Origin of the sequence: Entomomonas asaccharolytica, assembly GCF_016653615.1 — a bacterium.
Taxonomy (GTDB): Bacteria; Pseudomonadota; Gammaproteobacteria; order Pseudomonadales; family Pseudomonadaceae; genus Entomomonas; species Entomomonas asaccharolytica.
In genome coordinates, this window is sequence record NZ_CP067393.1 from 2,703,397 (window position 1) to 2,729,828 (window position 26,432).

Here is a 26,432-nt window from a genome sequence, read left to right on the forward strand (position 1 = left end):
TAGCCAATGTCAAAATGTCAATGAACCCCTTTTGCGAAATTGCCGTAGAAGAAGCAATACGTTTAAAAGAAAAAGGCATAGCCAGCGAAGTAATAGCCGTATCCGTAGGTCCAGCAGCGGCACAAGAACAACTTCGTACCGCCCTAGCGCTAGGTGTTGATCGTGCCATCCTAGTAGAAGCTGAAGACAACCTAAGCTCCCTAAACGTAGCCAAAATACTCAAAGCTATCGTTGACAAAGAACAACCACAACTCATCATCCTCGGCAAACAAGCCATCGATACCGACAACAACCAAACTGGTCAAATGCTAGCTGCCCTTGGTGGTTACTCACAAGGTACCTTTGCCTCCAAACTAGAAATAGTAGGCGACAAAATCAACCTTACCCGTGAAATCGATGGTGGTTTACAAACCGTAGCACTCACCCTACCCGCCGTAGTCACTACCGACCTACGACTAAACGAACCACGCTACGCCTCCTTGCCCAACATCATGAAAGCCAAGAAAAAGCCATTAGAAACTACCAGCCCTGCTGACCTAGGTATCACTGTCAACAACACAGTCACCACCTTAAAAGTAGAAGCACCTGCGGCACGTAAAGCAGGCATCAAAGTAAGCTCAGTAGCAGAACTTGTAGACAAACTAAAGAACAGAAGCGAAGGTGATCTAATGACAATCCTTGTTATAGCAGAACACAACAACACAACACTCAACCCAGCCACCCTAAACACCGTAGCAGCAGCCCAAGCTATTGGTGGCGACATCCACCTACTCGTAGCAGGCCAAAATGCCCAACCCGTAGCTGACGCAGCAGCCAAAGTACAAGGTGTAAGCAAAGTCCTGTTAGCAGACAACGCAGCCTATGGTCATATGCTACCTGAAAATGTAGCCAAACTTATTGTAGGCCTAGCCAACAACTACAGCCATATCCTAGCACCAGCCACTACCGATGGTAAAAACTACCTACCACGCGTAGCAGCTCTACTAGACGTAGACCAAATCTCAGAAATCATCGCTGTAGAAAGTCCAGATACCTTCAAGCGTCCTATCTATGCAGGAAACGCCATTGCTACCGTACAAACCACAGCCAACATCAAAGTGATTACTGTACGCTCTACAGGTTTTGATGCGGTATCTGCTGAAGGTGGTAGTGCAGCCATAGAAACCATCAGCGAAGCAACTGATGCAGGCGTATCCAGCTTTATCAACGAAGAACTGGCCAAATCAGACCGTCCAGAACTAACTGCAGCCAAAGTCATCATATCAGGTGGTCGTGGCCTACAAAATGGCGACAACTTCCAACTTCTCTATGCGTTAGCAGACAAACTAAATGCAGCGGTAGGTGCTTCACGTGCGGCAGTAGACGCTGGCTATGTACCTAACGACCTGCAAGTAGGTCAGACAGGTAAAATTGTAGCCCCAGAACTCTACATTGCTGTTGGTATTTCAGGCGCTATTCAACATTTGGCGGGTATGAAAGACTCCAAAGTAATTGTTGCTATCAACAAAGACGAAGAAGCACCTATTTTCCAAGTAGCTGATTATGGCTTGGTGGGTGACTTATTTGAGCTAGTGCCAGAACTCACTAATGCACTATAAGTAGCTAACACTACTTATAGTTTCAACGTATCAATACTGTCACTCTGTTATTGATAATTGTTAGGTAGGTTTAATGTTTATCATTAACCTACCTTTTTTATTAGCAAAAAAATAGGGCAACTAATTTAGTTAGTCACCCTACTTTTTAAGTTTTATTAATAAAATACGATTATTTAACTTTACGAATAGTATCTACATCAATCTCAACAGAGTTCCAATCTTTATCTACTTCGCCATAAATTTCAACAAGATCGTTTGGACCAACTGTTACACCTCTCCAATCATCATCATCGATTTCAACAGTAATCTCACCTGTGTTATCTTTAAAGGTGTATTTTTCTTTACCTAAATGCTTAACGATATTACCACGCAATGTTACTTTACTATCATCACGCATTTGTTTAGCTTGCTCAACAGTGGTTACTGAAGTAGTTGCTCTAGGTCCACTATAACCACCTTTTTCGGTAGTAGAAGATGAAGGGCCAGTAAATCCACCCTGCTGTGCGAATGCAGCTGTGCTACCTAAAGTTAATAACGCTGTAGCTATTACTAATGCTTTTTTCATAATAAAAACTCCCATCAATCTATTTATAATCTTCAATAAAATCTTATATAGTATTAAGATACATTAGTTAAACAGAAAAAAATAAAAATTTTATTATTTTCAGCCAGAGACTTGTATCAGGATATTAATCATTCTCATTGCTATTATAAGCACAGGCTAGTCTTACCATTTTCTAAAATTACAATGCTTAATTCTTAGGCAAAACGCCTGCGCCTTTAATTGCATTCACTGACTCATACACTAACTCATTGCCACGATAAATAAAACCTGTATAAACTTGTACCAGACTAGCACCTGCTTGTAACTTCTGCACTGCATGTGCACCTGTAGTAATACCACCTGCTGCAATAATAGGCAGCTTACCTTGTAAGGCCTCTGATAATAATTGCACTGTTTTAGTACTCGCCTCTAATAAAGGCGCACCAGACAGTCCACCTGCCTCATTACCATGTAATAGATGCTTAACGGCATCTCTAGCAATAGTAGTATTAGTCGCAATAACCGCATCCATCCCCGCCTCTACTAAAGCGTTTGCTACCAATACTGTTTCTTCCTCTGTCATATCAGGTGCTATTTTTATGGCTAGAGAAACATAACGATTATGTTGCTGCTGTAACGTTTGTTGGCGAGTTTTTAATTGCTCTAATAATTTTTTTAAACTATCCCCAAACTGTAAAGTGCGAAGCCCAGGGGTATTGGGTGAGCTTAAATTAACGGTTATATAATCCGCGTAAGGATAGACTTTTTCTAAACAAATCAAATAATCTTTTTCAGCTTCTTCTACAGGCGTGTCAAAATTCTTACCGATATTGATACCCACTATGCCTTTATATTTCTTTGCCTTAACATTAGCTATTAATTGATCAACGCCCTGATTATTAAATCCCATACGATTAATAATGGCTTGTGCCTCAGGTAAGCGAAATATCCTTGGCTTTGGATTACCTGGCTGTGGTCGTGGTGTAACTGTCCCCACTTCAATAAAACCAAAACCTTGAGAGGCAAGACCATCAATTGCTTCACCATTTTTATCAAGCCCAGCAGCCAAACCAACAGGATTAGTAAAATTTAGCCCCATTACCTTAACAGGTAAATAAGGTGCGCTATCAACACAGCCTAACTTACCTCGTAATTTTAAACCTTGAATAGCAACATTATGTGCAGTTTCTGGATCAAGCGAAAATATTAATGGGCGAATTAACTTATACATGATAGCTCGCAAAATAAGGAGAAATAACAGTTTATTATTATAGCAAGTTCCATCTAAAATACCCCATTAAAATCTATTGACTTGAATTAATTAAATATGTCTGATCGTTACTTTGATGAATTGGCGAGCCATTTTGCTAAGAAAATTTATGGCGGTACAAAAGGTGCTATTCGCTTAGCAGTACTACAAGCTGATTTACGCTCTATTCTGCCCAATACGCCTATTAGAATATTAGATATTGGGGCTGGGCTTGGCCATATATCACTGTGGTTAGCTGAACAAGGTCATCATGTAACGGTTACCGAACCCTCTGCCGTGATGCTCGAAGGAGCAAGAGAACAATTTAAACAAGCAGGACTAAATGCAACCTTTATTGAACAACCTTGGCAACAGTTAGATTTTGCAGAACCCTTTGATTTAGTAATATGTCATGCGGTATTAGAATGGTTAGCTGACCCGTTAAGTATTCTTAATACCTTAAAGCAATTAACCCATAAAAAGGGCTGGTTATCATTAGCCTTTTATAATAAAGATGCTTTAATTTATCGAAACTTATTAAAAAGAAACTTCCGAAAAATTAAAAAACAACATTTCGCTGGTGAAAAACAAAGCCTAACACCACAACATCCCATTGATCCGACATTGCTCAATGAAGCAATGAGTACAGATTGGCACATCGCTAAAAAAAGCGGTATCCGTGTGTTTTCTGATTATATGCCCATACAGTTTAAAAAAATGGCTGACTTAGAGAGCCTTATTGAAATGGAACTGGAATATCGTAATCATCCTACCTTCTCTGGATTAGGGTGCTATTTACATTGGTTATGCCAAATAAAAGAGTAAATTATGAACCAACCCTATTTAATTGATATTGGTATTAATTTAACCAATAAAAGTTTTAAAAAAGACCTCACTCAAGTATTACAACGTGCTTATCAAGCCCAAGTGCTGCAAATGGTTATTACAGGTACCAGTGAGCAAGAAAGCCAACAAGCTGTTGAGCTATGCCAAGAATATGATAAAACCGCTACACAACTATTTAGTACCGTAGGTATTCATCCCCACCATGCAAAAGAGTGGCACAGCGATACACTAACTACACTAAAACAACTATTGGCAGAACCTACTGTAAAAGCAGTGGGTGAGTGTGGTTTAGATTTTAATCGTGATTTTAGCCCTCGTCCTGTACAAGAGCGTGTTTTTGAAGAACAGTTAATATTAGCTATTGAATCAGGTAAACCTGTATTTATGCATGAGCGTGATGCGGATGATCGATTTATCGCTATACTAAAACAATACAGAGATCAGTTATCAGCAGCGGTTATCCATTGCTTTACAGGAGAGAAAAAAGTACTTTATCAATATTTAGATATGGACTTACATATCGGCATTACTGGTTGGATTTGTGATGAACGTCGTGGTGAGCATCTACAACATTTGGTTAAAGATATTCCTACAGGGCGTTTAATGATTGAAACTGATGGTCCCTATTTACTACCGCGTACATTAAAAACCAAACCACAAGATCGCCGTAATGAGCCCGCTTTTTTACCAGAAGTACTAAATACCGTAGCGCGTTGTCGCCAAGAAACTGCCCAACAAACAGGTATTCATACTACAGCTTGTGCCCAAGCCTTCTTTAAACTACCTAGCATAAATTAAAAAGGAATAGTAACTAACTATTCCTTTTATATCCTTATTCTTTTGAAAGTTGCCTTAGTCTTTCAGCAATCATATTAAGCTCTTTTTGTTGAGGTGCGCTCAATCCTGATTGTCTCTGCAATTCACCATAACGTGTTTTCAGCTCATCTTCTGTCATTTCAGCAATTGGCTTCTTTAATGTTGGGTTAGCATTAGGTGTTATTTGATAATTAGGCACAACACTCACTATATGTGTTTCTTTATAAGGATTTCCCTTTTTATCACTAGAACAACCTATTACAGTTACTCCACCCAAAAGACATAAAGTGACTACTAATATTTTCTGCATAACAACCTCTAATTACTGATCTAGTCGAAACTTATTGGTTTGAGCAGGAAAAGCTTTAGGTTTAACATCCTTAGCCATTTTTGGTGTTGTTAACTCAAATAATGCAAAACCTATCACACCAATATTAGCTGCTGAACCTTCATTGGCGCCTTTAATATAAGGGCTATCTTTTTCATGAAATATAAAAGGTTTATATTCTTGTCTGGTTTGCCGAAAACCTTTAATGGTAATGGTATTACCTGGAAATAGAATATAACCCGCGTTATTATAATGCCCTTCATGGCCTGTGATACTGTCAACACCATCCGTAGTCACTAATACCTCATAACCTGTGTTACTAATATTTTCAAAGTAAAGCGTATAACTCTCCCCTTTAATGCCTTTGATATAGTAATTTCCTCCAGATTGAATAACAGGAATCTTATTACCATATCTATCTAAAATAGTTACATTGATTCGACCTTGTGCAAAAGCAGGATTAGCAACAACTGTTCCCTCTGGTGGAGTAGCTGAATAATAAATCTCCCCCATCGCTGTTGGTTGTGAAGGTGCAACCCTTACCACATCCATAAATTCTTCTTTTGCTTCAACACCATCTCCCCAAATAGGCCCAGTCTGCTCAAGTTCAGGCAAATCAGTAGCAGGGTGTTTATTACTAGAACAGCCTGTAATAACTAATAAATTTAGCAAAAGGGTTGTTATCAGTAAGGTAGTACGTTTCATATATGATATTCCTTATAGAGGAATTCTAAGTGAATTTATTAGCAAAGCCTAAACACTCTGTTAGGCTAACTAGAGTTAGTTTTAATGCATTATAAACTAAAAAAATAACTTTATTATTATAGTAATTTCAAAAAACAGAAATAGCACTATTTATCCAATAGTGCTATTTCTATTGATTATATTTTACTGAGATTTCCAAGCAATTAATGCGCCTGCTTGACCAAAAAGCGAATTAACATCAGCTAAATTTTCTTCTGGAACATTCCAAATAAAAGACTGACCATTATTAACTGCCTTTAGCTCACCAAATGCGGCGTTGCCCATAATCAAGTTGCCTAAACTTTGGCCTTGAATACTAATGTTTAAATGGTTACTGTTAAGTACATTATGGGGATAAACCATTCTTAACATATTATCTTTATATCTGGCAGGGCCATTAAATAAACCTGGGGTTTCATCACGCCAAACTAGATGCTTCTCATACACAGGTAGAGGTACTACCCCTTCATCTAGCACATACTCATAAGCATCAACCACATTTTCTTGTGTATAAACAATACCATAAGCAGCATTAGCTATTTCGGCACAATCTTTTAAAAACTCTTCCAGTTTATCTTTAGGTATATTATTGGCATACTGCATATCAATATGATAAAAACCACCATATTGTTCTGTTACATGGCCAAATGAAGCTGCCCATGGCAGACTATTACCATCCTTATGATAAAGTCTAAAATCCTGCGCCTCACCGCTAGCAATTAACTTTGCTAAATCAGATACTGATACATTGCTGTATCCTGCATGTTGGGAGCGGTATGCTGCATCTGTTATAGGAAGGCCTACCATTTTAAAAAATAATTGTGCTAGTGTGTAAGCTTCTTGAGAAGATAAATTATCTGTATTATATAACGCTATTCCGATGCACATAAGACCTCCTGAAGGTGTTCACTAGCGAATAATGAACATTTAAATATAAAAACAAAATACCACTTTCTACTATGACAACAAATTTATACAAAAACCATGAGAATAATCAATAATTCTAGTAACTTTTAAGTAAATATTGATACTAAGTATTTCATTTAACAAATTAAAATACTTTTCAGTTGATTATTCTATGAATTAAATATATAACTTTACTTTGTTTTATCAGGCTTCAATTAAAAGAAGATGACATTATTACACATTGGTTTTAGCCAATTAATAACTTACAGTGGCAGTCAACAATAAATAAAGGGTACCAATAAGATGAATAAACAAGAAACTGATTACCTGTTACCCCAAGGTGATATTGCCTTGCAAATCACTGCTCTTCCATGTAATACCAATGGCTTTGGTGATATTTATGGTGGCTGGCTTGTTTCCCAAATGGATATTGCTGGTACGTCGGTTGCAGCTAAAATAGCGAAAGGCCGCGTAGCTACCGTTGCTATTGACCAAATGTCTTTTTTAGTACCTGTTGCAGTAGGCTCACAACTTTCGTTTTATACAGAAACACTCTCAGTGAGACGTAGTTCTATTCAAATTCGTGTAGAAGCATGGAGTGAGGGGTTAATCACAGATGATTGGCGTAAAGTAACAGAAGCTGTTTTTGTATTTGTTGCTATTGATAGCAGTGGCAGAACACGGGCATTGCCTGAGCAAAATACGCTAGCTTGATGATCTAATATCTTTATTCTAACTATTAAATCAGTTAAAGTGAGTACTTTTATAATTATAGAAACTATAATTGTATTATTTACTTAGTTGACTGGATTTATAATCATATGCCTAGAACAATTCGTATTGCCACGCGTAAAAGTGCCCTAGCACTTTGGCAAGCTGAATATGTTAAAACTCGTTTAGAAGCTTTCCATCCTGATATTAATGTAGAACTAGTACCCATGGTTAGCCGTGGTGATAAATTATTAGATTCACCTTTAGCTAAAATCGGTGGTAAAGGGCTTTTTGTTAAAGAGCTTGAAACCGCTTTGCTTGAGAACGAGGCTGATATTGCTGTTCACTCAATGAAAGATGTACCAATGGATTTCCCTGAAGGATTAGGCTTATATTGTATTTGTGAACGAGAAGATCCTCGTGATGCCTTTGTATCTAATAAATATAACTCCATAGATGAATTACCAAAAGGTGCTATTGTTGGTACTTCAAGCTTAAGACGACAAGCACAACTATTAACCTATAGACCAGATTTAACAATTCATTTCTTACGCGGAAATGTTAATACTCGTTTAGCTAAGTTAGATGCTAATGAATATGATGCCATTATTTTAGCAGCAGCAGGCTTAATACGTCTTGAATTTACTAACAGAATTCGCTGTTATATCCCTGTAGAAATGAGTTTACCCGCTGTTGGACAAGGTGCTGTAGGCATTGAAGCCAGAACCAGTGATATTGAATTACATGAATTACTAAAACCTCTGCACCACCAACAAACCGCTTTTTGTGTCAGCGCTGAACGCGCTATGAATAAACACCTAAATGGTGGTTGCCAAGTTCCAATTGCTGGCTATGCACTGCTTAATAACGATCAACTTTTGTTAAGAGGACTTGTCGCCCAGCCTGATGGCCAAAAAGTTCTAACGGCTGAATTTACAGCCCCTAGCAGCCAAGCAGTAGAACTAGGTATAAAGACTGCTGAAACGCTGCTCAGCTTAGGAGCAGATGATATTTTAAAAGCTATTTATGGTGAGGAAAAATAGCCATGAATAGCTGGCGTCTACTTTTAACGCGCTCAGCACCCGACTGTCACTCACAAGCTGACACTTTAGCAGAATTAGGTATTACTGCTGAATGCTTACCGCTATTGGAAATAGTAGCTTTACCTGAAACAGCTAGCCAACGCAGCCAATTACTTGATTTTGATCGATATACAACCCTTGTAGTTATTAGTAAACCTGCTGCCAAACTCATTCTGGAACGATTAGATTACTACTGGCCGCAACTGCCTATTCAACAAACATGGTTTACAGTGGGTAAAGCCACTGCTGAGATATTGCAAGCGGCCAATCTTAGTGTGCACTACCCCACTTTAGGCGATGATAGCGAAGCATTATGGCAGCTTGTAGAGTTTCAAGAAAACTTAGCCAACCCACAATGTCGAGTATTAATTATTAAGGGTGAAGAAGGCCGTCAATGGTTAGCCGAAAAACTACAGCTAAGTGGTATTGCTACTGAAACAATGGAACTTTATCGTCGCCAGATGCCTAATTACACAGAACAAGTTTTATGGCGGCAGTTAACTGATAAAAATATCAACGCTATTGTAATCAGTAGTGGCCAAGCTTTAGATAATTTACAACAACTAGTAACAACTGATTGGCAGAAACTTGCAGAAATGCCTGTGTTTGTTCCAAGCAAGCGTGTAGCAGAACAAGCAGCAAATTTGGGTATTCGCCAAATTATTAATTGTAATGGTGCTAGTATAGATGCATTAATAACTTCATTAAAAAACCACCAAGCACCGTAATTGTTATAAAATACTTCTACTTGATACTGAATAATTGAAGGATAAGCCAGTGAACAAGCAAACAGACCCACAACAAAATGAATCCGTTGAAGCTAATAATCCTAAAGCTAAGGTGACTAGTAACCCATCCGAGCCACCCAAAACAACTTCAACCAAAAATAAAACACACACTGCCGCCTCTGTTAAAGCTAATAGTACAATGATTGCTGGCTTAGCATTAGTTATTGCTATTATAGGATGTGGTGGTGCTGGCTATACCTATTGGCAAATTAAAAATCAAAATAACCTACTTGCTGACCAAAATACCAGCTTAACGACACAGTTAGCAGAGCAACAACAAAAGTTTGATCAAGCGCTTCAGCAATTTAGTGAAAATACCAAACAACAAGAAGCATCACTACGAAACCAACTGGCAGATACACAAAGTAAACTAAAGGATTTGGGTGCAGAAACAAGCAAAGTTAAAGCATCCCAAGAAAATGTAATCACGCAAGTGGCAAAAGTAAATGCAGACTCTAGCCAAACATGGATGCTATTTGAGGCTAAACAGATATTAAAACAGGCTTTCTTTCGATTAAGAGCTTCTGATGTTAATGGCGCCAGCAAACTATTAGACGACCTGAACGAAACCATTAAACTACGTGGCGACCTTAGTCAAACAGCCAGCAAAGTTAATCAAACCATCGAAACAGCCCTTTTAAAACTACAGCAGGCCGAACAAGTAGACCGTGCTAATCTCTATTCACAATTAGCGGCAATTCAAACTCAGATCGCTGAACTAAAGGTTAAACAACCTGTTTTCCAAAAACAGGATACTTCCCAAGAAAAACCAACTAATCGTTTTGAAGCATTAGCAGATAAATTATCTAACTACGTTCGAGTAGACTTCAATGCTAACAGTAAAGTATTACCTATACTTACTTCACAAGGTTTTGGGCAATTAAAAATGACTTTAAACCTTGCCATTGAAAAAGCACAATGGGCAGCGCTTAATGGTGAAAGTGATATTTATAAAAGCGAGCTTACCCGTGTTGCAGAGTTGTTAGAGCAATACTTTGATGCTGACACTACAGCAGTATCAGCTTTAATCACCAAAATTGAACAACTTAAAAACAAAACAATTATTACAGAAGTACCTGATATCACAGATACCTTACAGTTTGTTAACAGCTACTTAGATGAACAAATCTCTCTAAATACACCTCAACAAACAGTTACTCAACCAACAGGAGGCAATAATCAATGAATCGCCTCATGGTTAAACTAGTCATCGTTGTTCTTTGTACTCTTGTACTAGGCGTAGCTATTTCTATAGATGCAGGTTATGTCTTTATCAAATTTAGCCGTTTTGAATATGAATCGAGTCTCTGGGTAACCTTTGCTTTAATAGGGTTTGTTATTTTTGTTATCTGGTTACTCTTTACCCTTACTGGCATATTGTTTGAAGTGTTTGGCAAAATTAACCCCTTTTCTAGCGAAAGAAAGCAAAAGCTAGGAGAAGCAGGTATGCGTGAGTTAGCAGAAGGTAATTGGTCTGCCGCATTAAAACACCTCAAAGCTGCCACAAAGGGAAGTCATAAATCATTAGGTCACTATTTAGGTGCAGCGCAAGCAGCCAATGAATTAGGTGAATACGAGAAAAGTAACGCTTTTATTGAAGCGGCTTGTGATTACGCACCCAAAGCTAAAATAGCAATTGGTTTAACTTTTGGTCGCTTATTAATGGCGCGTCAAGATTATGATAAAGCATTAGCTGTAGCTAACGAGCTTTATGAAGATAAACCTAATAATCCACTGGTTATTAAACTTGTCTACGATATTTATTTACAACAAGAAAACTGGATAGCTATTAATAGATTATTACCTGCCTTAGCGAAACATAAGTTATTACCTGAAAATACCCTTGCTAAACTTGAGCAGTATGTATGGTCTTCATTATTAAAAGAATCTTTTGCTAATAATAAAGAGCAACCTGTTATCGCTGCAGAGCAATTGAAAAAAGCATGGGATGGTTTACCTAATAATGCCAGAGATGATATGGCAATTTTAGAAACCTATATCCAACTGCTTTGCTCATTGGGTAATCAACAAGAAGCTGAGAAACTCTTACAAAAAAGTATTGATAAAGACTATCGCTCTGAGTTGGTTTATTTATATGGTCAAATCAAAGGCAACGATGCGGCTAAACAAATTAGTAGCGCAGAGCGTTGGTTAAATACCCATAGTGATGATGCTATTTTATATTTAACCCTAGGTAAACTTTGTCAACGCGCCCAATTATGGGGTAAAGCTCAAGAATACTTTGAGAAAAGTTTACAGCTTAAACGCTCTCCAGAAGCCTGTCTTGAATTAGCAGGCTATTTAGCGCAACGCGGTGAAACACAAAAGAGTAACCAACTTTTCCAAGAAAGCTTACAGCAAATCCATCGCTCTTTGTATTTACCTTCGGCTGCAAAAAATAAATTAGACTAACCACTTAAACCAGTAGTAACGCCAAGTTACTACTGGTCTGTTAAGTTATAATACAGGTGATAGTAGTCTTGCTATACCTAAACCAAAACGATAAAAGAAAGAATATTTTTTACTATCAACCAAGCTTTTTTCTGTAGAAACAGCAAAGTCATGAACTAACATATCTTCTACCTTCTCGGTGAACCTTTCACTAATGGTGAGTACCATAATTTCAAAGTTTAAACGGAAAGATCGGTTATCAAGATTAGCACTACCAATAGCTGTTACATCATCATCAATTAACAGCACTTTTTGGTGAATAAAGCCTTCTGTGTAATTAAAGACTCTAACCCCCATTTTTACTGCTTCCATTGCGTACAGCACAGAAGCTAAATAAACAAATAAGTGATCTCTACGGGAAGGGAGCAAAATTCTTACATCTACCCCACGCAACACAGCTAATTGTAAAGCACTCCACACTGCCTCATCAGGTACAAAATAAGGGCTGGTAATCCATATACGGTTTTTAGCGGCATTCAGTGCTTCAACAAAAAATAACGAACAGGTTTCTTGTGCATCGGCAGGGCCACTAGGTATTGACTGGCAAGCGACGCCATCAGTGGGAAATTGCGTTTGGAATAACAATTCAGGCAATGTACCACTTGCCCAAAACCAATCTTCAGCAAAAGTCTCTTGTAAACAAGTAACAATTGGGCCTTGTAATACAATATGGGTATCACGCCATGGTGCTAGTGGTGGTTTTTTGCCTAAATATTCGATACCTACATTATGACCACCGACAAAGCCTATTTCACCATCTATAATGGTTATTTTACGATGACAACGGAAATTCCATTGGAAGCGATTAAAAAAGCTAGTACGTGTTGAAAAAGAGCCAACAAACACCCCTGCTTTTTTCAACGTGGCAATATACTGACCTGGTAATCGTATACTGCCTACCCGATCATACAGGAAATAAACTTTTACCCCTCTATTGGCGCAATTTATCAATTCTTTTTGTAACGCTTTGCCTAACGCATCATCATTTACAATAAAAAACTCCATTAGTACTACTTTTTTGGCATGACGTAATGCGGCAAAGATCGTATCAAAGGTTTGTTGACCATTAACTAGTAAATCAATTTTATTATTAGCTAATAATGGCATTCCCGTTAATTTATAGAACGCACGTACACTTTCATAACGTTGGTCGGGGCTGCCTGTTATCACCTCTTTTATCCAATTACGCCAATCAATTTTTTGAGTGACTTGGTGCATTTCTTCATCTACTTGGCGACGTGCCTTAATATAGGCGCCAAATTTATTACGACCAAAAATAAGATAGGGTATAAGTGTTAAAACAGGCATAAACACTAAAGACACTGCCCACGCCACAGCACCCTGTGAAGTACGTACAGTAAATAACGCATGCATAGCCGCAAGAATACCGCACAATTCTATGGTAATAAAAAGAGCACTAAACCAATAAAAATGTTCAGCATGTATAATCATTCTTCTTCTCTATCCTTAATGACTTTATTAATATCTTTCAATATACGGGTTATTCTACAAGAATGTAATACGCTTAATAGCTAACAGCAAAAAATAGTAAATAACAAAAGTATTACTTACTATTTCTAGGGAAATAGTTTTGATGCTCTATTGTTGGCAAGGGGCTGGTAAATATTTATTATCCACGTTGCTAGCACACTCCCACATAAAAACACTTTCTAATGGGGTCATGGTTAAAGTGAGAGTTTTACCTGCTAACGCTTGATTTACATCTTCTGTTTTCATAGTAGCCATAATCGTGCAATGCTTATTCACTTCCTTAACCACGACTTGTGCTACATACTTACCTGAAAGTACAGAGGGTTTAGCGATCCTGTGTGTATTGGAAACTGTATTATCTGGACAGCGTCCTTCTGCTGCGAAATACTCTGCCACAGCCGCTTTTTGATCACTGGCCAAAGACAAAGCCTCTGCCATTTGAGCGCGTGATTTATAGTCTGTATCACCAACAGCCAAATTTGCTATATTACTCAAAATAAAGCCTGCTAAACTGATAGTCGATGGCTTTTGCTGAAGCTCTATATCATCTGCATAAATCGTGGTTGGTATTATCAATAAAGAAATGACTAATAAATACTTGTTCATCTCTACTCAATATTAATGTTGTTATGTTGTAAATAATTCCAATCCACCATTGTCATTTCCGTATGATAGCCAGCAACCGTATTAGCCAATAAGTTTTGTAGATATTCATAATCATTATTTTCAAGCTGCTCTAAAATAGCTTTTAGAACCTTTTTCATCTCATCCCACACCAGATATTCCTCATTGGCGCGCATAATCATTGGATGCTCAGTGCCTGTTACATTTTCGCCAATCAGTAACTCTTCATACAATTTTTCGCCCGGTCTTAGCCCAGTGAATAAAATATTAATATCACCTTGAGGATTATCTTCTGTGATAACAGACAGGCCTGATAGATTGACCATTTTCTCTGCTAAATCAGCAATTTTAATAGGGCTACCCATGTCCAATACAAACACATCGCCACCTTCCCCCATTGAGCCAGCTTGAATAACCAATTGGGCTGCTTCTGGTATGGTCATAAAATAGCGTGTTACTTCAGGATGAGTGACCGTAATCGGCCCACCTTCTTCGATTTGCTTACGAAACAGTGGAATAACTGATCCAGATGAACCAAGCACATTGCCGAAACGAACCATAGTAAAGCAAGTTTGCTGTAATACAGGTTCTCTACCCATACCAAATAATACAGGGTTAAATTCATGGCTTAATGCTTGCAATACCATTTCAGCTAAACGCTTGGTAGCCCCCATGATATTGGTTGGTCTTACCGCCTTATCAGTGGAAATAAGTACAAAATTACTTACCTTTGCCAAAATAGCGGCCTGCGCCACATTTAATGAACCTATTACATTATTTAAGATACCTTCTGCAATATTGTGTTCAACCATTGGCACATGCTTGTAAGCTGCAGCATGATAAATGGTATCAATTTGCCAACTTGTCATTACTTTATTGAGTAATTCTATATTACGAATAGAGCCTAAAATGGGTACAAGGTTAATGGGTAACTGTTTTTGTTCTATGTAATTGGTTAATTCTAAATGTATGCTATAAAGATTAAATTCGCTGTGCTCGAATAATAATAAATCTTTCACCCCAACCGTCACAATTTGACGGCATAATTCAGCACCAATTGAGCCGCCAGCTCCCGTTACCAATACCGTTTTATTTTTAATACAGTGTTCAAATAGTTTTTCATCAGGAGGCACCGTATCACGGCCAAGTACATCAACAATATCTATTTCCTGAATATCATCAACTTTTACACGCCCACTGGCCAAATCCATAATGCCAGGGATTGAACGTATCCTAACAGGGTAATCCTCAAGTAAAGCGATAATTTCTCTACGACGCGCTCTACTCGCAGAAGGTACAGCTAACAATATTTCCTCGGCACTTGTTTTAATGAGCATCTGCTCAATTTGCTCAGGCGCATAGACTTTCAAACCTGCTATGCTACGCCCCTTAAGTTGACTATCATCATCAATAAAAGCAACAGGATACATATCCTTACTCATCCGTATACTTTTGATTAACTGATTACCCGCAACACCTGCACCATATATGGCTACATTGGTCGCTTTTTTATCATAACGTTTAGTAAATGGGATATGCCAATCACGCACTAAATAATGGCGGACAACTAACCTAAAGCCCACTAATAATACAATGCTTAGCCACCAAAAAATAAATACAATGGAGCGTGGTACAAGAAAGTCAGGTTGATACCAATAAATAGCTAATGCCAATAATAAAGAAGACAAAGACATGGCCTTAAAAATAGCCATAATTGCTTCGTTATCAAAATAACGATTAACGGTTTTATGTAATCTAAAATAAATCAAAAAAGGCAACGCAAAACATGGCGCAGCAATAAACAACTCATAGTATTCGCCAAATGGGTTGATTATTTCATCAATCCCCAGCCTTACGATAAAAGCCAACCATAAAGCAAACCAGACAATAAACACATCTGCTACTACTTGCAACATGCGTTTAGCGGATGTAGGCAGGGCTAATAGTTTTGCTTTAAATGTTTTTTGCATATTCGTTACAGTAACCTAACTTCAGCTATTAAGATTATCCTTAAAACGTCTCTATATCTCTCCAGACAAGAGATTATCCTTATTGGCTTTAGTACAAAAGAATCTTTACTTGGCTTATGTATTAATATCTTAAACAAAATAAAAATAATAAAGCTAAATAATATAAATAAGCTAGATATTATGCCACCAAAACGCTTTATAAATACAATAGATAGTAAAAAATAACGGATAACAAACACAAAAAGCCTTTTTTGTGCGTTTTGCTATACTCATTACATAACCTATTAATAACTTGCTTTCTTTATCCAGCAAAGCAAATGTGCATAGGCAATTTATATAACTTACCGTTTAATAAGGATTTAATAATTCTTTTATGGTGAGAAATAACCAATTTTGAACTCTTGGCTGATAATTAGTCTAAGTATTTGTGTTAAAAATCAAAATTTGATTAACTAATACGCTTATTAGGTTTATTCTATAATGCCTTTTTCAGAAAATACTATGTAACTGGTCATGGTTGATAACAATAATACACCCTGCTATATAGAAAAAAACTCTGCCGAATTTATTAAAGTATCTTTCGCACTGTTTTTAGGTGGTTTTTCTACCTTTGCGTTGTTGTATTGTGTACAACCCATGCTACCTATTTTCTCTGAATTTTTTTCTGTTAGCGCAGCACAAAGTAGTTTATTAATCTCTACTTCTACCTCCATGTTGGCTATTGGTTTACTTATAACAGGGCCAATATCCGATGCAGTTGGCCGAAAAAATGTGATGATTATTGCCTTATTGATGTCAGCCACGTTTACCTTTATCAGTGCAGCGGTTTCACATTGGCAATTACTACTGATTAGTCGTGCTTTAGTTGGTTTATCGCTCAGCGGTGTGGCTGCCGTAGCTATGACCTATCTTAATGAGGAAATAGCCCCCCAACACTTAGGTGTTGCCATGGGTCTTTATATTGCAGGTAATGCTATTGGCGGTATGGGCGGCCGTTTATTAAGTGGGGTATTAATCGACTTTATTTCGTGGCATATGGTACTTACCATTATGGGCGTCTTGACCTTGATATGTGCTTTTTTACTCTGGAAATTATTACCTGCATCCAAACATTTTGAAGCAACCCCCATTAAGCTTAATAAATTATTTAATGGCTATATTCACCACTTAACCCAACCTCGTATGCCTTGGTTATTTTTACAAGGTTTCTTATTAATGGGGGCATTTATTACCCTGTTTAATTATATTGCCTACCGTTTACTAGCTGCCCCTTACTTACTAAGTCAAACGTGGATTGGATTATTATCAATCGTTTATCTCGCAGGCATTTTTAGTTCTACTCATTTTGGCTCGCTAGCCGATCGTTTTGGACATGCCAAAGTATTATGGATTGCTATATCCGTTATGCTCAGTGGTGCATTAATCACCCTCTTTACCCCTATTAGTATGGTTTTTATAGGGATGATTATTTTTACCTTTGGTTTCTTTGGGGCGCATTCGGTAACCAGTAGTTGGATTGGACGAAGTGCTACCCAAGCCCGTGGCCAAGCTTCATCGCTGTATCTTTTTAGCTACTATATGGGATCAAGTATTATGGGAACCTGTGGTGGCTACTTTTGGCAATCAAGTCAATGGTTTGGTGTTATCGCCTATATTAGTAGTTTATTAATTGTTAGCTTAATGGTTGCGTTATACCTAAAAAAACGGCCTTTTGCACAATAAAACTATTTTACATTAAATATTAATTGCCTTTATTATTACTTTTTCATTCTATTAAAATAAAAACTGAACAATGAATAATAATAGTTATATTGAGCAAGGCTCTAAGGCCTTCTGGCAAGTTTCACTGACTTTATTTTTAGGTGGTTTTACAACCTTCGCTCTATTGTATGGCATTCAACCAATGATGCCGCTATTTTCTCAAGACTTTACTATTACTGCCGCAGAAAGTAGTTTAGTGTTATCAGTTGCTGCCACTACGTTGGCATTTGGTCTTCTATTAACTGGCCCTCTATCAGATAGTTATGGTCGTAAAGGTATTATGGTAATCGCTTTACTAGCCACTGCTTTGTTTACTATTGTCAGCGCCATAACACCTAATTGGACAATGCTACTAATTAGCCGTGCTTTAGTAGGTTTATCATTAAGTGGCCTTGTAGCCATAGGCATGACCTATTTAAGTGAGGAAATATCACCGAATAACTTAGGCGTAGCCATTGGTATTTATATCGCAGGCAACGCACTAGGCGGTATGTGCGGCCGTATGATTACTGGTTTTGTTATTGACTATATTCATTGGCAAGTCATTTTAGCGGTGATGGGTACGCAAGTTTTGCTGGCTGCTTTCTGTTTCTGGTATTTTCTGCCTAGCTCAAAGCATTTTCATAGCACCCCTTTACAGCTTAATAAATTATTTCATGGTTATCTTCATCATCTTACCTCACCCAAATTACCTTGGTTATTTTTATTAGGTTTGTTATTAATGGGTGGCTTTGTTACTTTACTAAACTATATTACCTATTACCTACTAGCCCCTCCTTACTTACTAAGCCAAGCTATGATTGGATTATTTTCTTTGGTTTATTTAGCAGGTATGTATAGTTCTACACAATTTGGCTTATTAGCAGACCAGCAAGGACAAAGTAAAGTACTGTGGATTGCCATTAGTATTATGCTACTGGGTATTTTAATTACCTTAGTACCTCATCCACTTATTATCTTTTTAGGAATGCTAATCCTCACCTTTGGCTTTTTTGGGGCGCACTCAGTGATTAGTAGTTGGATTGGTCGCCTAGCCCAACAAGCGAAGGGGCAAGCCTCATCGCTTTACTTATTTTGCTATTATATGGGCTCCAGTATACTAGGTACGGCTGGCGGACTCGCTTGGACAAACTACAATTGGCAAGGCGTAGTAGCCTTTATTAGTGGTTTATTGATAATTAGCCTTGCTCTTGCATTATGGCTTAAAAAGCCTATTAGCAACCATTAAGGCTTTTTCTGTAACAACTGTTGTTTAGCTTGTAACCAATTAAATGATTCACCATTACTTTCTGCTTGGTACTGTAAATCTTCTAACTGCTGGAATAAATCGATTTCTTCATCTGGCATAAAGTGCAAACAATCGCCCCCAAAAAACCATAATAACTCTCTTGGAATTAAATGAGCCACTTGCGGATAACGGAAAAATATTTGGCTAATGATTTCTTGTCCCAAATACTGACTATCTTCTGCATTATCTTGGAGTAATTGCATTAACTCATCAAACCGCTCAATAAATAAAGCATGTTCATCTGCAGAAACCTGTTCTGTTTCTGTTAGCGCCACTAGTATTTGTCTAACATGTGCTAACTGTTCTAAAGTAGTCGTAATAGATTGGGACATTATATTGCTTCCTAAAAACTAAAAAGCCCGCAACAAGGCGGGCTTTAGTTAATTGGTAGGCATAATTGGACTCGAACCAACGACCCCCACCATGTCAAGGTGATGCTCTAACCAGCTGAGCTATATGCCTATATAGGGTTGTGAATTTTAACCTGAACCATCAAACTGTCAAGTGTTTTTAATATCTAATTAAAATTGGTAATATAATTTTGTTATTAAAATTAGTGGGAAAACAAGTTTTATTAACAAATATTCGCTATGATATAACTTATTCAAACAAACAGATCAATTATTTAATATGGCTATTAATACTCCTACTCCAGATCGGGTTTTAACATTAAACGATCTTTTAACTGAGCTGCTTAATCAAGAGCGTATCACTAAACGGGCAAAAGACCTCTGTTATATGACACAGGCAGATACGCCCTTGGCTGTACAAAGTCCATTGGAAGTGATCGCTAATCAAAAAATAGATGATTTAAGTCGCCCTGGTAAAAAACTGGATATTGAAACCTTATCCATCTGGCTAGCTGACTATGTAAAACAGCCTTATCGCCGTATTGATCCGTTAAAAGTTGATGTAAATTCTGTAACATCCGTTATGTCCTATGCCTTTGCTAAACGCAATCAGATCTTGGCCGTTGAAGCAACTCCTGAAAAAGTGGTTATTGCGAGTGTGCAGCCACTGGTTAAGGCATGGGAGGAAAATCTACTACATGTATTAAAACGCCCTATTGAACGGGTTGTTATCAATCCTGCTGATATTCAACGCTTAACCAATGAGTTTTATAACCTCAGCAGTTCGGTTACAGAGGCTTCTGGTGAAAATCTGGGCGGTAATATTGCCAATAGTAGTTTCGAGCAATTGGTAAGCCTTACCAGTAATGCAGATGATCTCAATGCAGATGACTCGCATATTATTAAAATTGTGGATTGGCTTTTCCAATATGCATTTCAACAGCGTGCCAGTGATATTCATGTAGAGCCACGTCGTGAATTTTCTGTAGTAAGACTCAGAATTGATGGTGTGTTACACAATGTCTACCAATTTCCACCATTAGTGGGTACGGCTGTAGTTAACCGTTTAAAAACTTTAGGCCGCATGAATATTGCCGAACGTCGTAAACCACAGGATGGTCGTGTTAAAACAGTATCGCCATTAGGGGATGAAATCGAATTACGTCTTTCCACCTTACCCACTGCGTTTGGTGAGAAAATGGTTATGCGTATTTTTGACCCTAATGTATTGTTAAGAGGTTTTGCGGAATTAGGTTTTTCGAATGAAGACTTAAAACGTTGGAACAACATGACCGCCCAACCGAATGGCATTATTTTAGTAACAGGCCCGACTGGTTCTGGTAAAACTACCACCCTGTACACAACCTTAAAACAATTAGCCACACCTGAAGTAAATGTGTGTACTATTGAAGACCCTATCGAAATGATTGAAGACTCATTCAATCAAATGCAAGTGCAGCATAATATTGAGTTAGACTTTGCCAGTGGTATTCGGGCATTAATGCGGCAAGACCCTGATATTATCATGGTGGGTGAGATTCGCGACCTTGAAACAGCAGAAATGGCGATTCAAGCAGCCTTAACAGGTCACTTGGTATTATCTACTGTGCATACCAACGATGCGCCTAGCACTATCACGCGTTTACTGGATTTAGGTGTACCTTACTACTTAATTAAAAGTACTATTTTAGGGATTATGGCACAGCGTTTAGTTAGAACGCTTTGTCCTCACTGTAAAGAACCCGTCACTATCGACCAAAGTGTTTGGGATGAACTTACCAAACCTTGGAAATCACCTGTTCCTAACCAAACCATGCGCCCTGTTGGTTGCCCAGAGTGTCGTGAAACTGGTTTTAGAGGCCGACTTGGTCTTTATGAAGTGATGTTATTTACTGACGATATTAAAAAACTTATTCAACCTGAAACCAATATTGACGATGTGCGTATCCAAGCCTATAAAGATGGTATGCATAGCTTAAGACTCTCAGGTGCACAAAAGGTAGGAAGGGGTTTAACCACTATTGATGAAATTTTAAGAGTGACGCCTCATTAGTCACAATAAAGAACTCATTCTGACTAATGATGACAAAGGTATGATTGTTTAATAGAGATTTTCATTACAAAATAATCCCTATTTTTAGAAATTTATACCTAAAAACAACCAAAGGGTTATTAGTCACTCTATGAATGTCAAACAAATAATTACCCTTGCTTTTATTGCCATTATTATTGCTTTGGCTATTTTATTTCGTGCCCATAATCAGCATATAATTTTGCAGGGCGAAGTCGATGCACCACAAGTAATTGTAGTATCTAAAGCAAAAGGACGTGTTGTTGAACGTTTTGTAGAACGTGGCGACGATGTTAAAGCAGGTCAACCACTTATCAAACTAGATTCCCCTGAGCTAATTGCACAACTGCAAGCAGCGGAAGCTGCGCGTGATAATGTTAAAGCACGCCTAGAAGAGTCTCTAAATGGTACTCGTGAAGAAAATATACGTACAGCTAAAGCAGATTTACTACAGGCGCAAGCGAATTATGCCAATGCCTTAAGTACCTATACACGAAATAAACAGCTAGCCGATAAAGGTTATTTAGCAGATATAGCATTAGACAATTATAGACGGGACAGAGATACTACTGCCGAATCGGTTAAAGCAGCCGAAGCTAACTTAGACTTAGCATTAAATGGCGATCGAATAGAACAACGAGAACAATTTGCGGCTCAATTGCGTGAAGCTGAACACAACCTTGCAGAAACTAAAGCGATTACTGATGACCTTAATGTGGTCTCCCCTGTAGCGGGTGAAATTGGTTCTATCCCTGCTGAGGTGGGCGAATTATTAAATGCTTCTAGCCCTTTAATGACGGTTATTCGTATACAACAAGCGTATTTTGTTTTCTATTTAAGAGAAGATATTTTAGCGAATGTTAAGAAAAACGATATTATTGAAGTGTCTGTGCCAGCTATCAATGCTATTGATGATAAAAAGATTAAAGCACGAGTTGGTTATATTGCGCCCTTAGGTGATTTCTCCACAAAACGTGCTACAAGAGCTACAGGTGACTTTGATTTAAAAACTTTTGAGGTACGACTCTATCTCGATCAACCTGTAGACAACTTACGAGTTGGAATGAGCGTACTATGGGATTGGAAAAAGTAAGAATCTATTGGCGCTGCTTTCATCGGTCATTTCATTATGAAGTCAGGTTAGCATCTCGCACTTTTGTAATTCATTGGATTACATGGATATTTCCTATTATCCTTTACGCCTTATTAGCGGGTCTATTTGCAGAAAATACGTTACTTGATTTACCCGTTGCTGCTGTAGATAACGATAATAGTCAACTGTCAAGACAACTCATTCGTGAGTTTAACGCCACAGCGCATGCTAAAATTATTCCTTATAAGTACGGCTTAGAGCCTGCCCTACGGGATTTAGAACAAGCCAATATTTACGCAATACTCTATATTCCTGTTGGTTTCGAAAAAGAAGTATTAGCAGGTAAACAGCCTACACCTGATCTCTATTATAATGCTCTTTACTATGGCAGTGGCTATTTCTCTACCCAAGATTACCCAGCACTCATTAATAAATTAAACAGTAGTTATCAACGTATTGTAGCAGCGCGCTATAATCTCCCCCTACCACAATTATCTAATCCTAACGTGGTATATAGCAGCCTGTTTAATGCCACATCCAATTATTCATACTATCAACAATTTGCTGCCACTATTCATATCATTCAGATGTTTATTGTTTCCTGTATGATTTATGTGCTTAGTCGCCGTACTGAATTGTTATATGCAAAATCATTTACTGTTGCGTTATTAGGTAAGTTATTACCTTATACTTTAACCTATACAGCCACCTTAATGTGTTCATTGGCAGGATTAATTTTTTTCTCTGGTGCACGTGTGGTAGGCAATCCACTGTATATGTTATTAATCAGTGTATTTTACGTTATAGCAGCACAGGCAATAGGCGTATTGTTATTTACCTTCACTAAATCAGCCATTACCGCCTATGGTTTGATTAGTTTATTAATTGCTTCTGCAATGACATATTCAGGCTTAATTGTGCCTGAACTTTCAATGCCCTTAGCTGCACAAATTATTTCTAATATACAACCGTTAACCCATGCTTTATATGCTATGTTCGATGTTTTCTTACGGGATGTAAAGCCGCTTGGTATAGGTGAGGTTTGTCTTATACTGACTATTTATCCTACGGTGGTAGCTTTACTCATTAGAAACAGAATAAAACGTCGCCTCCATATTGCTGAGGGGAAATAAAATGACACCACATCTTCAAGAATTTTTACAAACGGCTAAACAAACCCTATTAAGACAACTTAATGCGCCTGTGTGGATGATATTATTAGTTTCACTTTGCTTAATTAGTTTAGTGTTTGCTAATTATACGGTATGGGATTTACCTGTGGCTGTTATCGATCAAGACCGTACCGTTTCAAGTCACTTTATTACTCGCCAAATTAACGCCTCACCTAAAATGGATACCATTATTTATGACAATCTTAATCAAGCTAAAAATGATTTGCACTGGCGCAAATTATTCGCTGTTATTATTATTCCACAAGATTTTGAGAAACACTTTTTAAGTGGCAAAACAGCCTCTATTTCTATTTATGGTGACGCTACTAGCCGTTTAGCCAATGGCCAAATTCAACAAGCTATAAGTGCCATTTATCAGGACTTATCAACTCAACGTAATCAACAATTACTCTATGCACAAGGGTTTTCACAAGATCAGGCTAGTGTTGTTATGAGCCCCATGAAAAGTACCATCACTGATCTTTATAATCCAGGCATCAACTTTGCAGCTATCACATTACCCGGCCTGCTGATTATGATGATGCAACAATCACTATTGATGACAAGTACCTTAACCAGTATAGGGCTTTATATTGCACACAATAACAAAACCCCTTTTCATATTCATCTTGGCGCAATGACTGGGCTTATACCAATCTGGTTATTTTTAACTATTGCACTGTTAGTGTTCTGGCCAGCAATGATGGGATTTCGACAAACAGCCCCCATTTCAGAATTACTTATTTTAGTTTTTCCGTTTATTTTTGCTGTCATTGCGATGGGCGTATTTATTATGCAGTGCTTACGTAGTGTTGAGTTAGTATTTTTAACCCTTACCTTTATTCCCATACCTGTGTTTTATTTCTCAGGCGCTATTTGGCCCTCTAGTTCTATGCCTGTACCTATTTGGTTTCTTTCCCAACTACTGCCTTCAACATGGGCAACCAAAATGTTAGCAGGTACTAATCAATTAAATCTCCCTATTTCGGATGTTTGGACAGAAGTATTAATGTTATTAGCACTCGCTGTGTTTTATTCTATGCTAGCCATTATTGTAAGTAGAATAAGAGACTATGGATTAACAGCTTTATCGTGGAGAAAACTATAATCACCTTGAAAAGTGATGGATGATTAATGACGTTCCGTTTAGAATGTCACCATAATTTAATGAGGCAAGTTATGACTGATTCAGAAAACAAACAACAGCAACCTGAAGCAATTACTCACTTCGGTTACCAAGATGTGCCTGAAAGCCAAAAATCTAAAAAAGTAGCTGAGGTTTTCCATTCTGTTGCTGCTAAATATGACATTATGAATGACCTTATGTCTGGTGGTATTCATCGTTTATGGAAACGCTTTACCATTGAGCTATCAGGTGTTAGAGCGGGTAATAAAGTCCTTGATATTGCTGGTGGTACAGGTGACTTAACCCGTCAATTTTCTCGTCTGGTAGGCCCTACGGGCGAAGTTATATTAGCTGATATTAATTCTTCTATGCTAAGTGTTGGCCGTGATAAGCTCATGGACAAAGGTACTATCAACAATGTTCGTTTTGTGCAAGCAGATGCTGAAAAACTGCCTTTTGCTGAAAACACCTTTGATTGTGTCACTATTGCCTTTGGCTTGCGTAATGTAACCCATAAAGAAGAAGCCTTAAGCTCTATTTTCAGAGTATTAAAACCAGGCGGCAGATTATTAGTATTAGAGTTTTCTAAACCTACTAACGAGCTTTTCTCTAAAGTGTATGATGCTTATTCGTTTACTTTACTACCCTTAATGGGCAAACTCATTGCTAATGACTCAGAGAGCTATAAATACCTTGCCGAGTCTATTCGCATGCATCCTGATCAAGAAACATTAAAAGCAATGATGCAAGTCGTTGGCTTTAATCCTGTGACCTACCATAATATGACAGGCGGTATTGTGGCACTCCATAAAGGAATTAAACCTTAATGGCTGGTTCACTGGCAACACAAGCTGCTTTAGCTACCCTAGAAAAGGGCTTAAATAAACTGCTCCATTTAGACAGTTCAAACTTAGCTATTGAGCAACTGGCTGAACTTGAAGGTAAAGTGATTGCTATTCAAAGTACGCTACCTTCGCAAACGTTCTTTATTATTCCAACAGATAATGGTTTATTTTTAACGGATAACTGTGACTTTACTGTGGATAGTAAATTAACCGCCTCTGCCCCATTATTAATACAATTGTTATTAACAAAAGATAAACAGTTATTTTTAAAAAACTCTGATCTGATGATTGTGGGAGAAGCCTCCTTACTTTATCAATTCTTTAAAATATTCGATGAGATAAATCCAGATTGGCAGCATGAATTATCACAATGGTTTGGCCCTGCTATCGCAGGATTAGCTGTACAATCCGTGAAGTTAGGTAATGAGCAATTACAACTTGGGTTAAGTATATTACAAACCCAATTTACCACCTTTGTTGAAAAGATGACCTCTCTCAACCTAGATGAAGTTAAAGTAGCTCAAAATCCAGTTGCTAATATACTAGACTTATTACAGAAAAAGTTTGGACAATCTTAA

At 37.8% G+C, this 26,432-nt stretch carries 25 protein-coding genes, 1 tRNA gene and 1 pseudogene; 17 read left to right on the forward strand and 10 right to left on the reverse strand.

What is annotated here, in order from left to right; translation table 11 throughout:
• Nucleotides 1-20: 20 nt before the first annotated feature.
• Together JHT90_RS15260 and JHT90_RS15265 are read left to right on the forward strand one after the other, a co-directional pair.
• Nucleotides 21-476 (forward strand): annotated as a pseudogene (locus JHT90_RS15260) (electron transfer flavoprotein subunit beta/FixA family protein); the annotation flags it as partial.
• A gap of 192 nt (nt 477-668) precedes the next feature.
• Nucleotides 669-1,598 carry an electron transfer flavoprotein subunit alpha/FixB family protein gene (locus tag JHT90_RS15265; protein WP_201094087.1) on the forward strand — a complete coding sequence of 310 codons (930 nt, stop codon included), beginning with the start codon at nt 669-671 and terminating at the stop codon, nt 1,596-1,598.
• A 169-nt stretch (nt 1,599-1,767) separates the two neighbouring features.
• Here the strand turns inward: JHT90_RS15265 and JHT90_RS12585 are convergent, their stop codons facing one another.
• Both JHT90_RS12585 and JHT90_RS12590 read right to left on the reverse strand, forming a co-directional pair.
• A complete protein-coding gene (locus JHT90_RS12585) occupies nt 1,768-2,163 on the reverse strand; it encodes a YgiW/YdeI family stress tolerance OB fold protein (RefSeq protein ID WP_201091537.1) in 396 nt (131 codons plus the stop codon).
• A 187-nt stretch (nt 2,164-2,350) separates the two neighbouring features.
• Nucleotides 2,351-3,373 (reverse strand): quinone-dependent dihydroorotate dehydrogenase, encoded by a 1,023-nt coding sequence (locus JHT90_RS12590; RefSeq protein ID WP_201091539.1) that lies wholly within the window; start codon nt 3,371-3,373, stop codon nt 2,351-2,353.
• A 96-nt stretch (nt 3,374-3,469) separates the two neighbouring features.
• Here JHT90_RS12590 and JHT90_RS12595 point away from each other — a divergent pair, with 96 nt between their 5' ends.
• Both JHT90_RS12595 and JHT90_RS12600 read left to right on the forward strand, forming a co-directional pair.
• Entirely contained in the window at nt 3,470-4,216 is a 747-nt protein-coding gene (locus JHT90_RS12595) for a methyltransferase domain-containing protein (protein WP_201091541.1), read from the forward strand.
• A gap of 3 nt (nt 4,217-4,219) precedes the next feature.
• On the forward strand, nt 4,220-5,035 hold the full coding sequence (locus JHT90_RS12600; RefSeq protein WP_201091545.1) for a TatD family hydrolase: 816 nt from the start codon (nt 4,220-4,222) through the stop codon (nt 5,033-5,035).
• Between the two features lie 34 nt (nt 5,036-5,069).
• Here JHT90_RS12600 and JHT90_RS12605 read toward each other — a convergent pair whose 3' ends face one another.
• From JHT90_RS12605 to JHT90_RS12615, 3 genes are all read right to left on the reverse strand, one after another.
• Nucleotides 5,070-5,363, reverse strand: coding sequence for a hypothetical protein (locus JHT90_RS12605; protein ID WP_201091547.1), 294 nt, complete (start codon nt 5,361-5,363; stop codon nt 5,070-5,072).
• 12 nt (nt 5,364-5,375) lie between these two features.
• Nucleotides 5,376-6,086, reverse strand: coding sequence for a hypothetical protein (locus JHT90_RS12610; RefSeq protein WP_201091554.1), 711 nt, complete (start codon nt 6,084-6,086; stop codon nt 5,376-5,378).
• Nucleotides 6,087-6,269: 183 nt separating this feature from the next.
• Nucleotides 6,270-7,013 carry a hypothetical protein gene (locus JHT90_RS12615; protein WP_201091555.1) on the reverse strand — a complete coding sequence of 248 codons (744 nt, stop codon included), beginning with the start codon at nt 7,011-7,013 and terminating at the stop codon, nt 6,270-6,272.
• A 321-nt stretch (nt 7,014-7,334) separates the two neighbouring features.
• Between JHT90_RS12615 and JHT90_RS12620 the strand changes: the two genes are divergently transcribed.
• From JHT90_RS12620 to JHT90_RS12640, 5 genes are all read left to right on the forward strand, one after another.
• Nucleotides 7,335-7,745, forward strand: a complete 411-nt coding sequence (locus tag JHT90_RS12620) for an acyl-CoA thioesterase (protein ID WP_201091556.1) — start codon at nt 7,335-7,337, stop codon at nt 7,743-7,745.
• A 107-nt stretch (nt 7,746-7,852) separates the two neighbouring features.
• Nucleotides 7,853-8,785 (forward strand): hydroxymethylbilane synthase, encoded by a 933-nt coding sequence (gene hemC / locus JHT90_RS12625; RefSeq protein ID WP_201091557.1) that lies wholly within the window; start codon nt 7,853-7,855, stop codon nt 8,783-8,785.
• A gap of 2 nt (nt 8,786-8,787) precedes the next feature.
• Complete coding sequence (locus tag JHT90_RS12630) at nt 8,788-9,552, forward strand: uroporphyrinogen-III synthase (RefSeq protein WP_201091559.1); 765 nt, start codon at nt 8,788-8,790, stop codon at nt 9,550-9,552.
• Between the two features lie 49 nt (nt 9,553-9,601).
• Nucleotides 9,602-10,798: a uroporphyrinogen-III C-methyltransferase gene (locus JHT90_RS12635; protein WP_201091563.1), complete on the forward strand. Its 1,197-nt coding sequence runs from the start codon at nt 9,602-9,604 to the stop codon at nt 10,796-10,798.
• Nucleotides 10,795-12,024, forward strand: a complete 1,230-nt coding sequence (locus JHT90_RS12640; RefSeq protein ID WP_201091564.1) for a heme biosynthesis HemY N-terminal domain-containing protein — start codon at nt 10,795-10,797, stop codon at nt 12,022-12,024. Before JHT90_RS12635 ends, JHT90_RS12640 begins: the two co-directional genes overlap by 4 nt.
• Before the next feature lie 45 nt (nt 12,025-12,069).
• On the opposite strand, the gene cls is transcribed toward JHT90_RS12640, so the two are convergent.
• The 3 genes from cls to JHT90_RS12655 all read right to left on the reverse strand — a co-directional run bounded on the left by cls (nt 12,070) and on the right by JHT90_RS12655 (nt 16,148).
• The gene (gene cls / locus JHT90_RS12645; protein WP_201091565.1) at nt 12,070-13,515 is read right to left on the reverse strand and encodes a cardiolipin synthase; all 1,446 of its coding nucleotides are present in this window, start codon (nt 13,513-13,515) and stop codon (nt 12,070-12,072) included.
• A 147-nt stretch (nt 13,516-13,662) separates the two neighbouring features.
• Nucleotides 13,663-14,160 (reverse strand): pilin, encoded by a 498-nt coding sequence (locus tag JHT90_RS12650; RefSeq protein WP_201091567.1) that lies wholly within the window; start codon nt 14,158-14,160, stop codon nt 13,663-13,665.
• A gap of 2 nt (nt 14,161-14,162) precedes the next feature.
• Entirely contained in the window at nt 14,163-16,148 is a 1,986-nt protein-coding gene (locus tag JHT90_RS12655) for a polysaccharide biosynthesis protein (RefSeq protein ID WP_201091568.1), read from the reverse strand.
• A gap of 513 nt (nt 16,149-16,661) precedes the next feature.
• Here JHT90_RS12655 and JHT90_RS12660 point away from each other — a divergent pair.
• Complete coding sequence (locus tag JHT90_RS12660; protein WP_201091570.1) at nt 16,662-17,870, forward strand: MFS transporter; 1,209 nt, start codon at nt 16,662-16,664, stop codon at nt 17,868-17,870.
• Between the two features lie 70 nt (nt 17,871-17,940).
• Entirely contained in the window at nt 17,941-19,137 is a 1,197-nt protein-coding gene (locus JHT90_RS12665; protein ID WP_201091572.1) for an MFS transporter, read from the forward strand.
• Here the strand turns inward: JHT90_RS12665 and JHT90_RS12670 are convergent.
• Together JHT90_RS12670 and JHT90_RS12675 are read right to left on the reverse strand one after the other, a co-directional pair.
• The gene (locus JHT90_RS12670; RefSeq protein WP_201091575.1) at nt 19,134-19,529 is read right to left on the reverse strand and encodes a PA2817 family protein; all 396 of its coding nucleotides are present in this window, start codon (nt 19,527-19,529) and stop codon (nt 19,134-19,136) included. The two genes, JHT90_RS12665 and JHT90_RS12670, sit on opposite strands and share 4 nt — an antisense overlap.
• A gap of 53 nt (nt 19,530-19,582) precedes the next feature.
• Nucleotides 19,583-19,659, reverse strand: a tRNA-Val gene (locus JHT90_RS12675).
• Nucleotides 19,660-19,827: 168 nt separating this feature from the next.
• Between JHT90_RS12675 and JHT90_RS12680 the strand changes: the two genes are divergently transcribed.
• From JHT90_RS12680 to JHT90_RS12705, 6 genes are all read left to right on the forward strand, one after another.
• On the forward strand, nt 19,828-21,600 hold the full coding sequence (locus tag JHT90_RS12680) for a GspE/PulE family protein (protein ID WP_201091577.1): 1,773 nt from the start codon (nt 19,828-19,830) through the stop codon (nt 21,598-21,600).
• Nucleotides 21,601-21,730: 130 nt separating this feature from the next.
• Complete coding sequence (locus tag JHT90_RS12685) at nt 21,731-22,711, forward strand: HlyD family secretion protein (RefSeq protein WP_201091587.1); 981 nt, start codon at nt 21,731-21,733, stop codon at nt 22,709-22,711.
• Nucleotides 22,693-23,844, forward strand: a complete 1,152-nt coding sequence (locus JHT90_RS12690; protein WP_201091588.1) for an ABC transporter permease — start codon at nt 22,693-22,695, stop codon at nt 23,842-23,844. Before JHT90_RS12685 ends, JHT90_RS12690 begins: the two co-directional genes overlap by 19 nt.
• Before the next feature lies 1 nt (nt 23,845).
• Nucleotides 23,846-24,991 carry an ABC transporter permease gene (locus JHT90_RS12695; protein WP_201091589.1) on the forward strand — a complete coding sequence of 382 codons (1,146 nt, stop codon included), beginning with the start codon at nt 23,846-23,848 and terminating at the stop codon, nt 24,989-24,991.
• Between the two features lie 71 nt (nt 24,992-25,062).
• A complete protein-coding gene (ubiE, locus tag JHT90_RS12700) occupies nt 25,063-25,836 on the forward strand; it encodes a bifunctional demethylmenaquinone methyltransferase/2-methoxy-6-polyprenyl-1,4-benzoquinol methylase UbiE (protein WP_201095889.1) in 774 nt (257 codons plus the stop codon).
• Nucleotides 25,836-26,432 (forward strand): ubiquinone biosynthesis accessory factor UbiJ, encoded by a 597-nt coding sequence (locus JHT90_RS12705; protein ID WP_201091590.1) that lies wholly within the window; start codon nt 25,836-25,838, stop codon nt 26,430-26,432. Before ubiE ends, JHT90_RS12705 begins: the two co-directional genes overlap by 1 nt.

Bases quoted from the DNA above. Each gene is read 5' to 3' on its own strand.
- JHT90_RS15265 (WP_201094087.1), top strand. From the start codon at position 669: ATGACAATCCTTGTTATAGCAGAACACAACAACACAACACTCAACCCA.
- JHT90_RS12590 (WP_201091539.1), bottom strand. From the start codon at position 3,373: ATGTATAAGTTAATTCGCCCATTAATATTTTCGCTTGATCCAGAAACT.
- JHT90_RS12585 (WP_201091537.1), bottom strand. From the start codon at position 2,163: ATGAAAAAAGCATTAGTAATAGCTACAGCGTTATTAACTTTAGGTAGC.
- hemC (WP_201091557.1), top strand. From the start codon at position 7,853: ATGCCTAGAACAATTCGTATTGCCACGCGTAAAAGTGCCCTAGCACTT.
- JHT90_RS12620 (WP_201091556.1), top strand. From the start codon at position 7,335: ATGAATAAACAAGAAACTGATTACCTGTTACCCCAAGGTGATATTGCC.
- JHT90_RS12685 (WP_201091587.1), top strand. From the start codon at position 21,731: ATGAATGTCAAACAAATAATTACCCTTGCTTTTATTGCCATTATTATT.
- JHT90_RS12655 (WP_201091568.1), bottom strand. From the start codon at position 16,148: ATGCAAAAAACATTTAAAGCAAAACTATTAGCCCTGCCTACATCCGCT.
- JHT90_RS12660 (WP_201091570.1), top strand. From the start codon at position 16,662: ATGGTTGATAACAATAATACACCCTGCTATATAGAAAAAAACTCTGCC.
- JHT90_RS12650 (WP_201091567.1), bottom strand. From the start codon at position 14,160: ATGAACAAGTATTTATTAGTCATTTCTTTATTGATAATACCAACCACG.
- JHT90_RS12630 (WP_201091559.1), top strand. From the start codon at position 8,788: ATGAATAGCTGGCGTCTACTTTTAACGCGCTCAGCACCCGACTGTCAC.
- JHT90_RS12640 (WP_201091564.1), top strand. From the start codon at position 10,795: ATGAATCGCCTCATGGTTAAACTAGTCATCGTTGTTCTTTGTACTCTT.
- cls (WP_201091565.1), bottom strand. From the start codon at position 13,515: ATGATTATACATGCTGAACATTTTTATTGGTTTAGTGCTCTTTTTATT.
- JHT90_RS12595 (WP_201091541.1), top strand. From the start codon at position 3,470: ATGTCTGATCGTTACTTTGATGAATTGGCGAGCCATTTTGCTAAGAAA.
- JHT90_RS12600 (WP_201091545.1), top strand. From the start codon at position 4,220: ATGAACCAACCCTATTTAATTGATATTGGTATTAATTTAACCAATAAA.
- ubiE (WP_201095889.1), top strand. From the start codon at position 25,063: ATGACTGATTCAGAAAACAAACAACAGCAACCTGAAGCAATTACTCAC.
- JHT90_RS12705 (WP_201091590.1), top strand. From the start codon at position 25,836: ATGGCTGGTTCACTGGCAACACAAGCTGCTTTAGCTACCCTAGAAAAG.
- JHT90_RS12695 (WP_201091589.1), top strand. From the start codon at position 23,846: ATGACACCACATCTTCAAGAATTTTTACAAACGGCTAAACAAACCCTA.
- JHT90_RS12680 (WP_201091577.1), top strand. From the start codon at position 19,828: ATGGCTATTAATACTCCTACTCCAGATCGGGTTTTAACATTAAACGAT.
- JHT90_RS12670 (WP_201091575.1), bottom strand. From the start codon at position 19,529: ATGTCCCAATCTATTACGACTACTTTAGAACAGTTAGCACATGTTAGA.
- JHT90_RS12690 (WP_201091588.1), top strand. From the start codon at position 22,693: ATGGGATTGGAAAAAGTAAGAATCTATTGGCGCTGCTTTCATCGGTCA.
- JHT90_RS12605 (WP_201091547.1), bottom strand. From the start codon at position 5,363: ATGCAGAAAATATTAGTAGTCACTTTATGTCTTTTGGGTGGAGTAACT.
- JHT90_RS12665 (WP_201091572.1), top strand. From the start codon at position 17,941: ATGAATAATAATAGTTATATTGAGCAAGGCTCTAAGGCCTTCTGGCAA.
- JHT90_RS12615 (WP_201091555.1), bottom strand. From the start codon at position 7,013: ATGTGCATCGGAATAGCGTTATATAATACAGATAATTTATCTTCTCAA.
- JHT90_RS12610 (WP_201091554.1), bottom strand. From the start codon at position 6,086: ATGAAACGTACTACCTTACTGATAACAACCCTTTTGCTAAATTTATTA.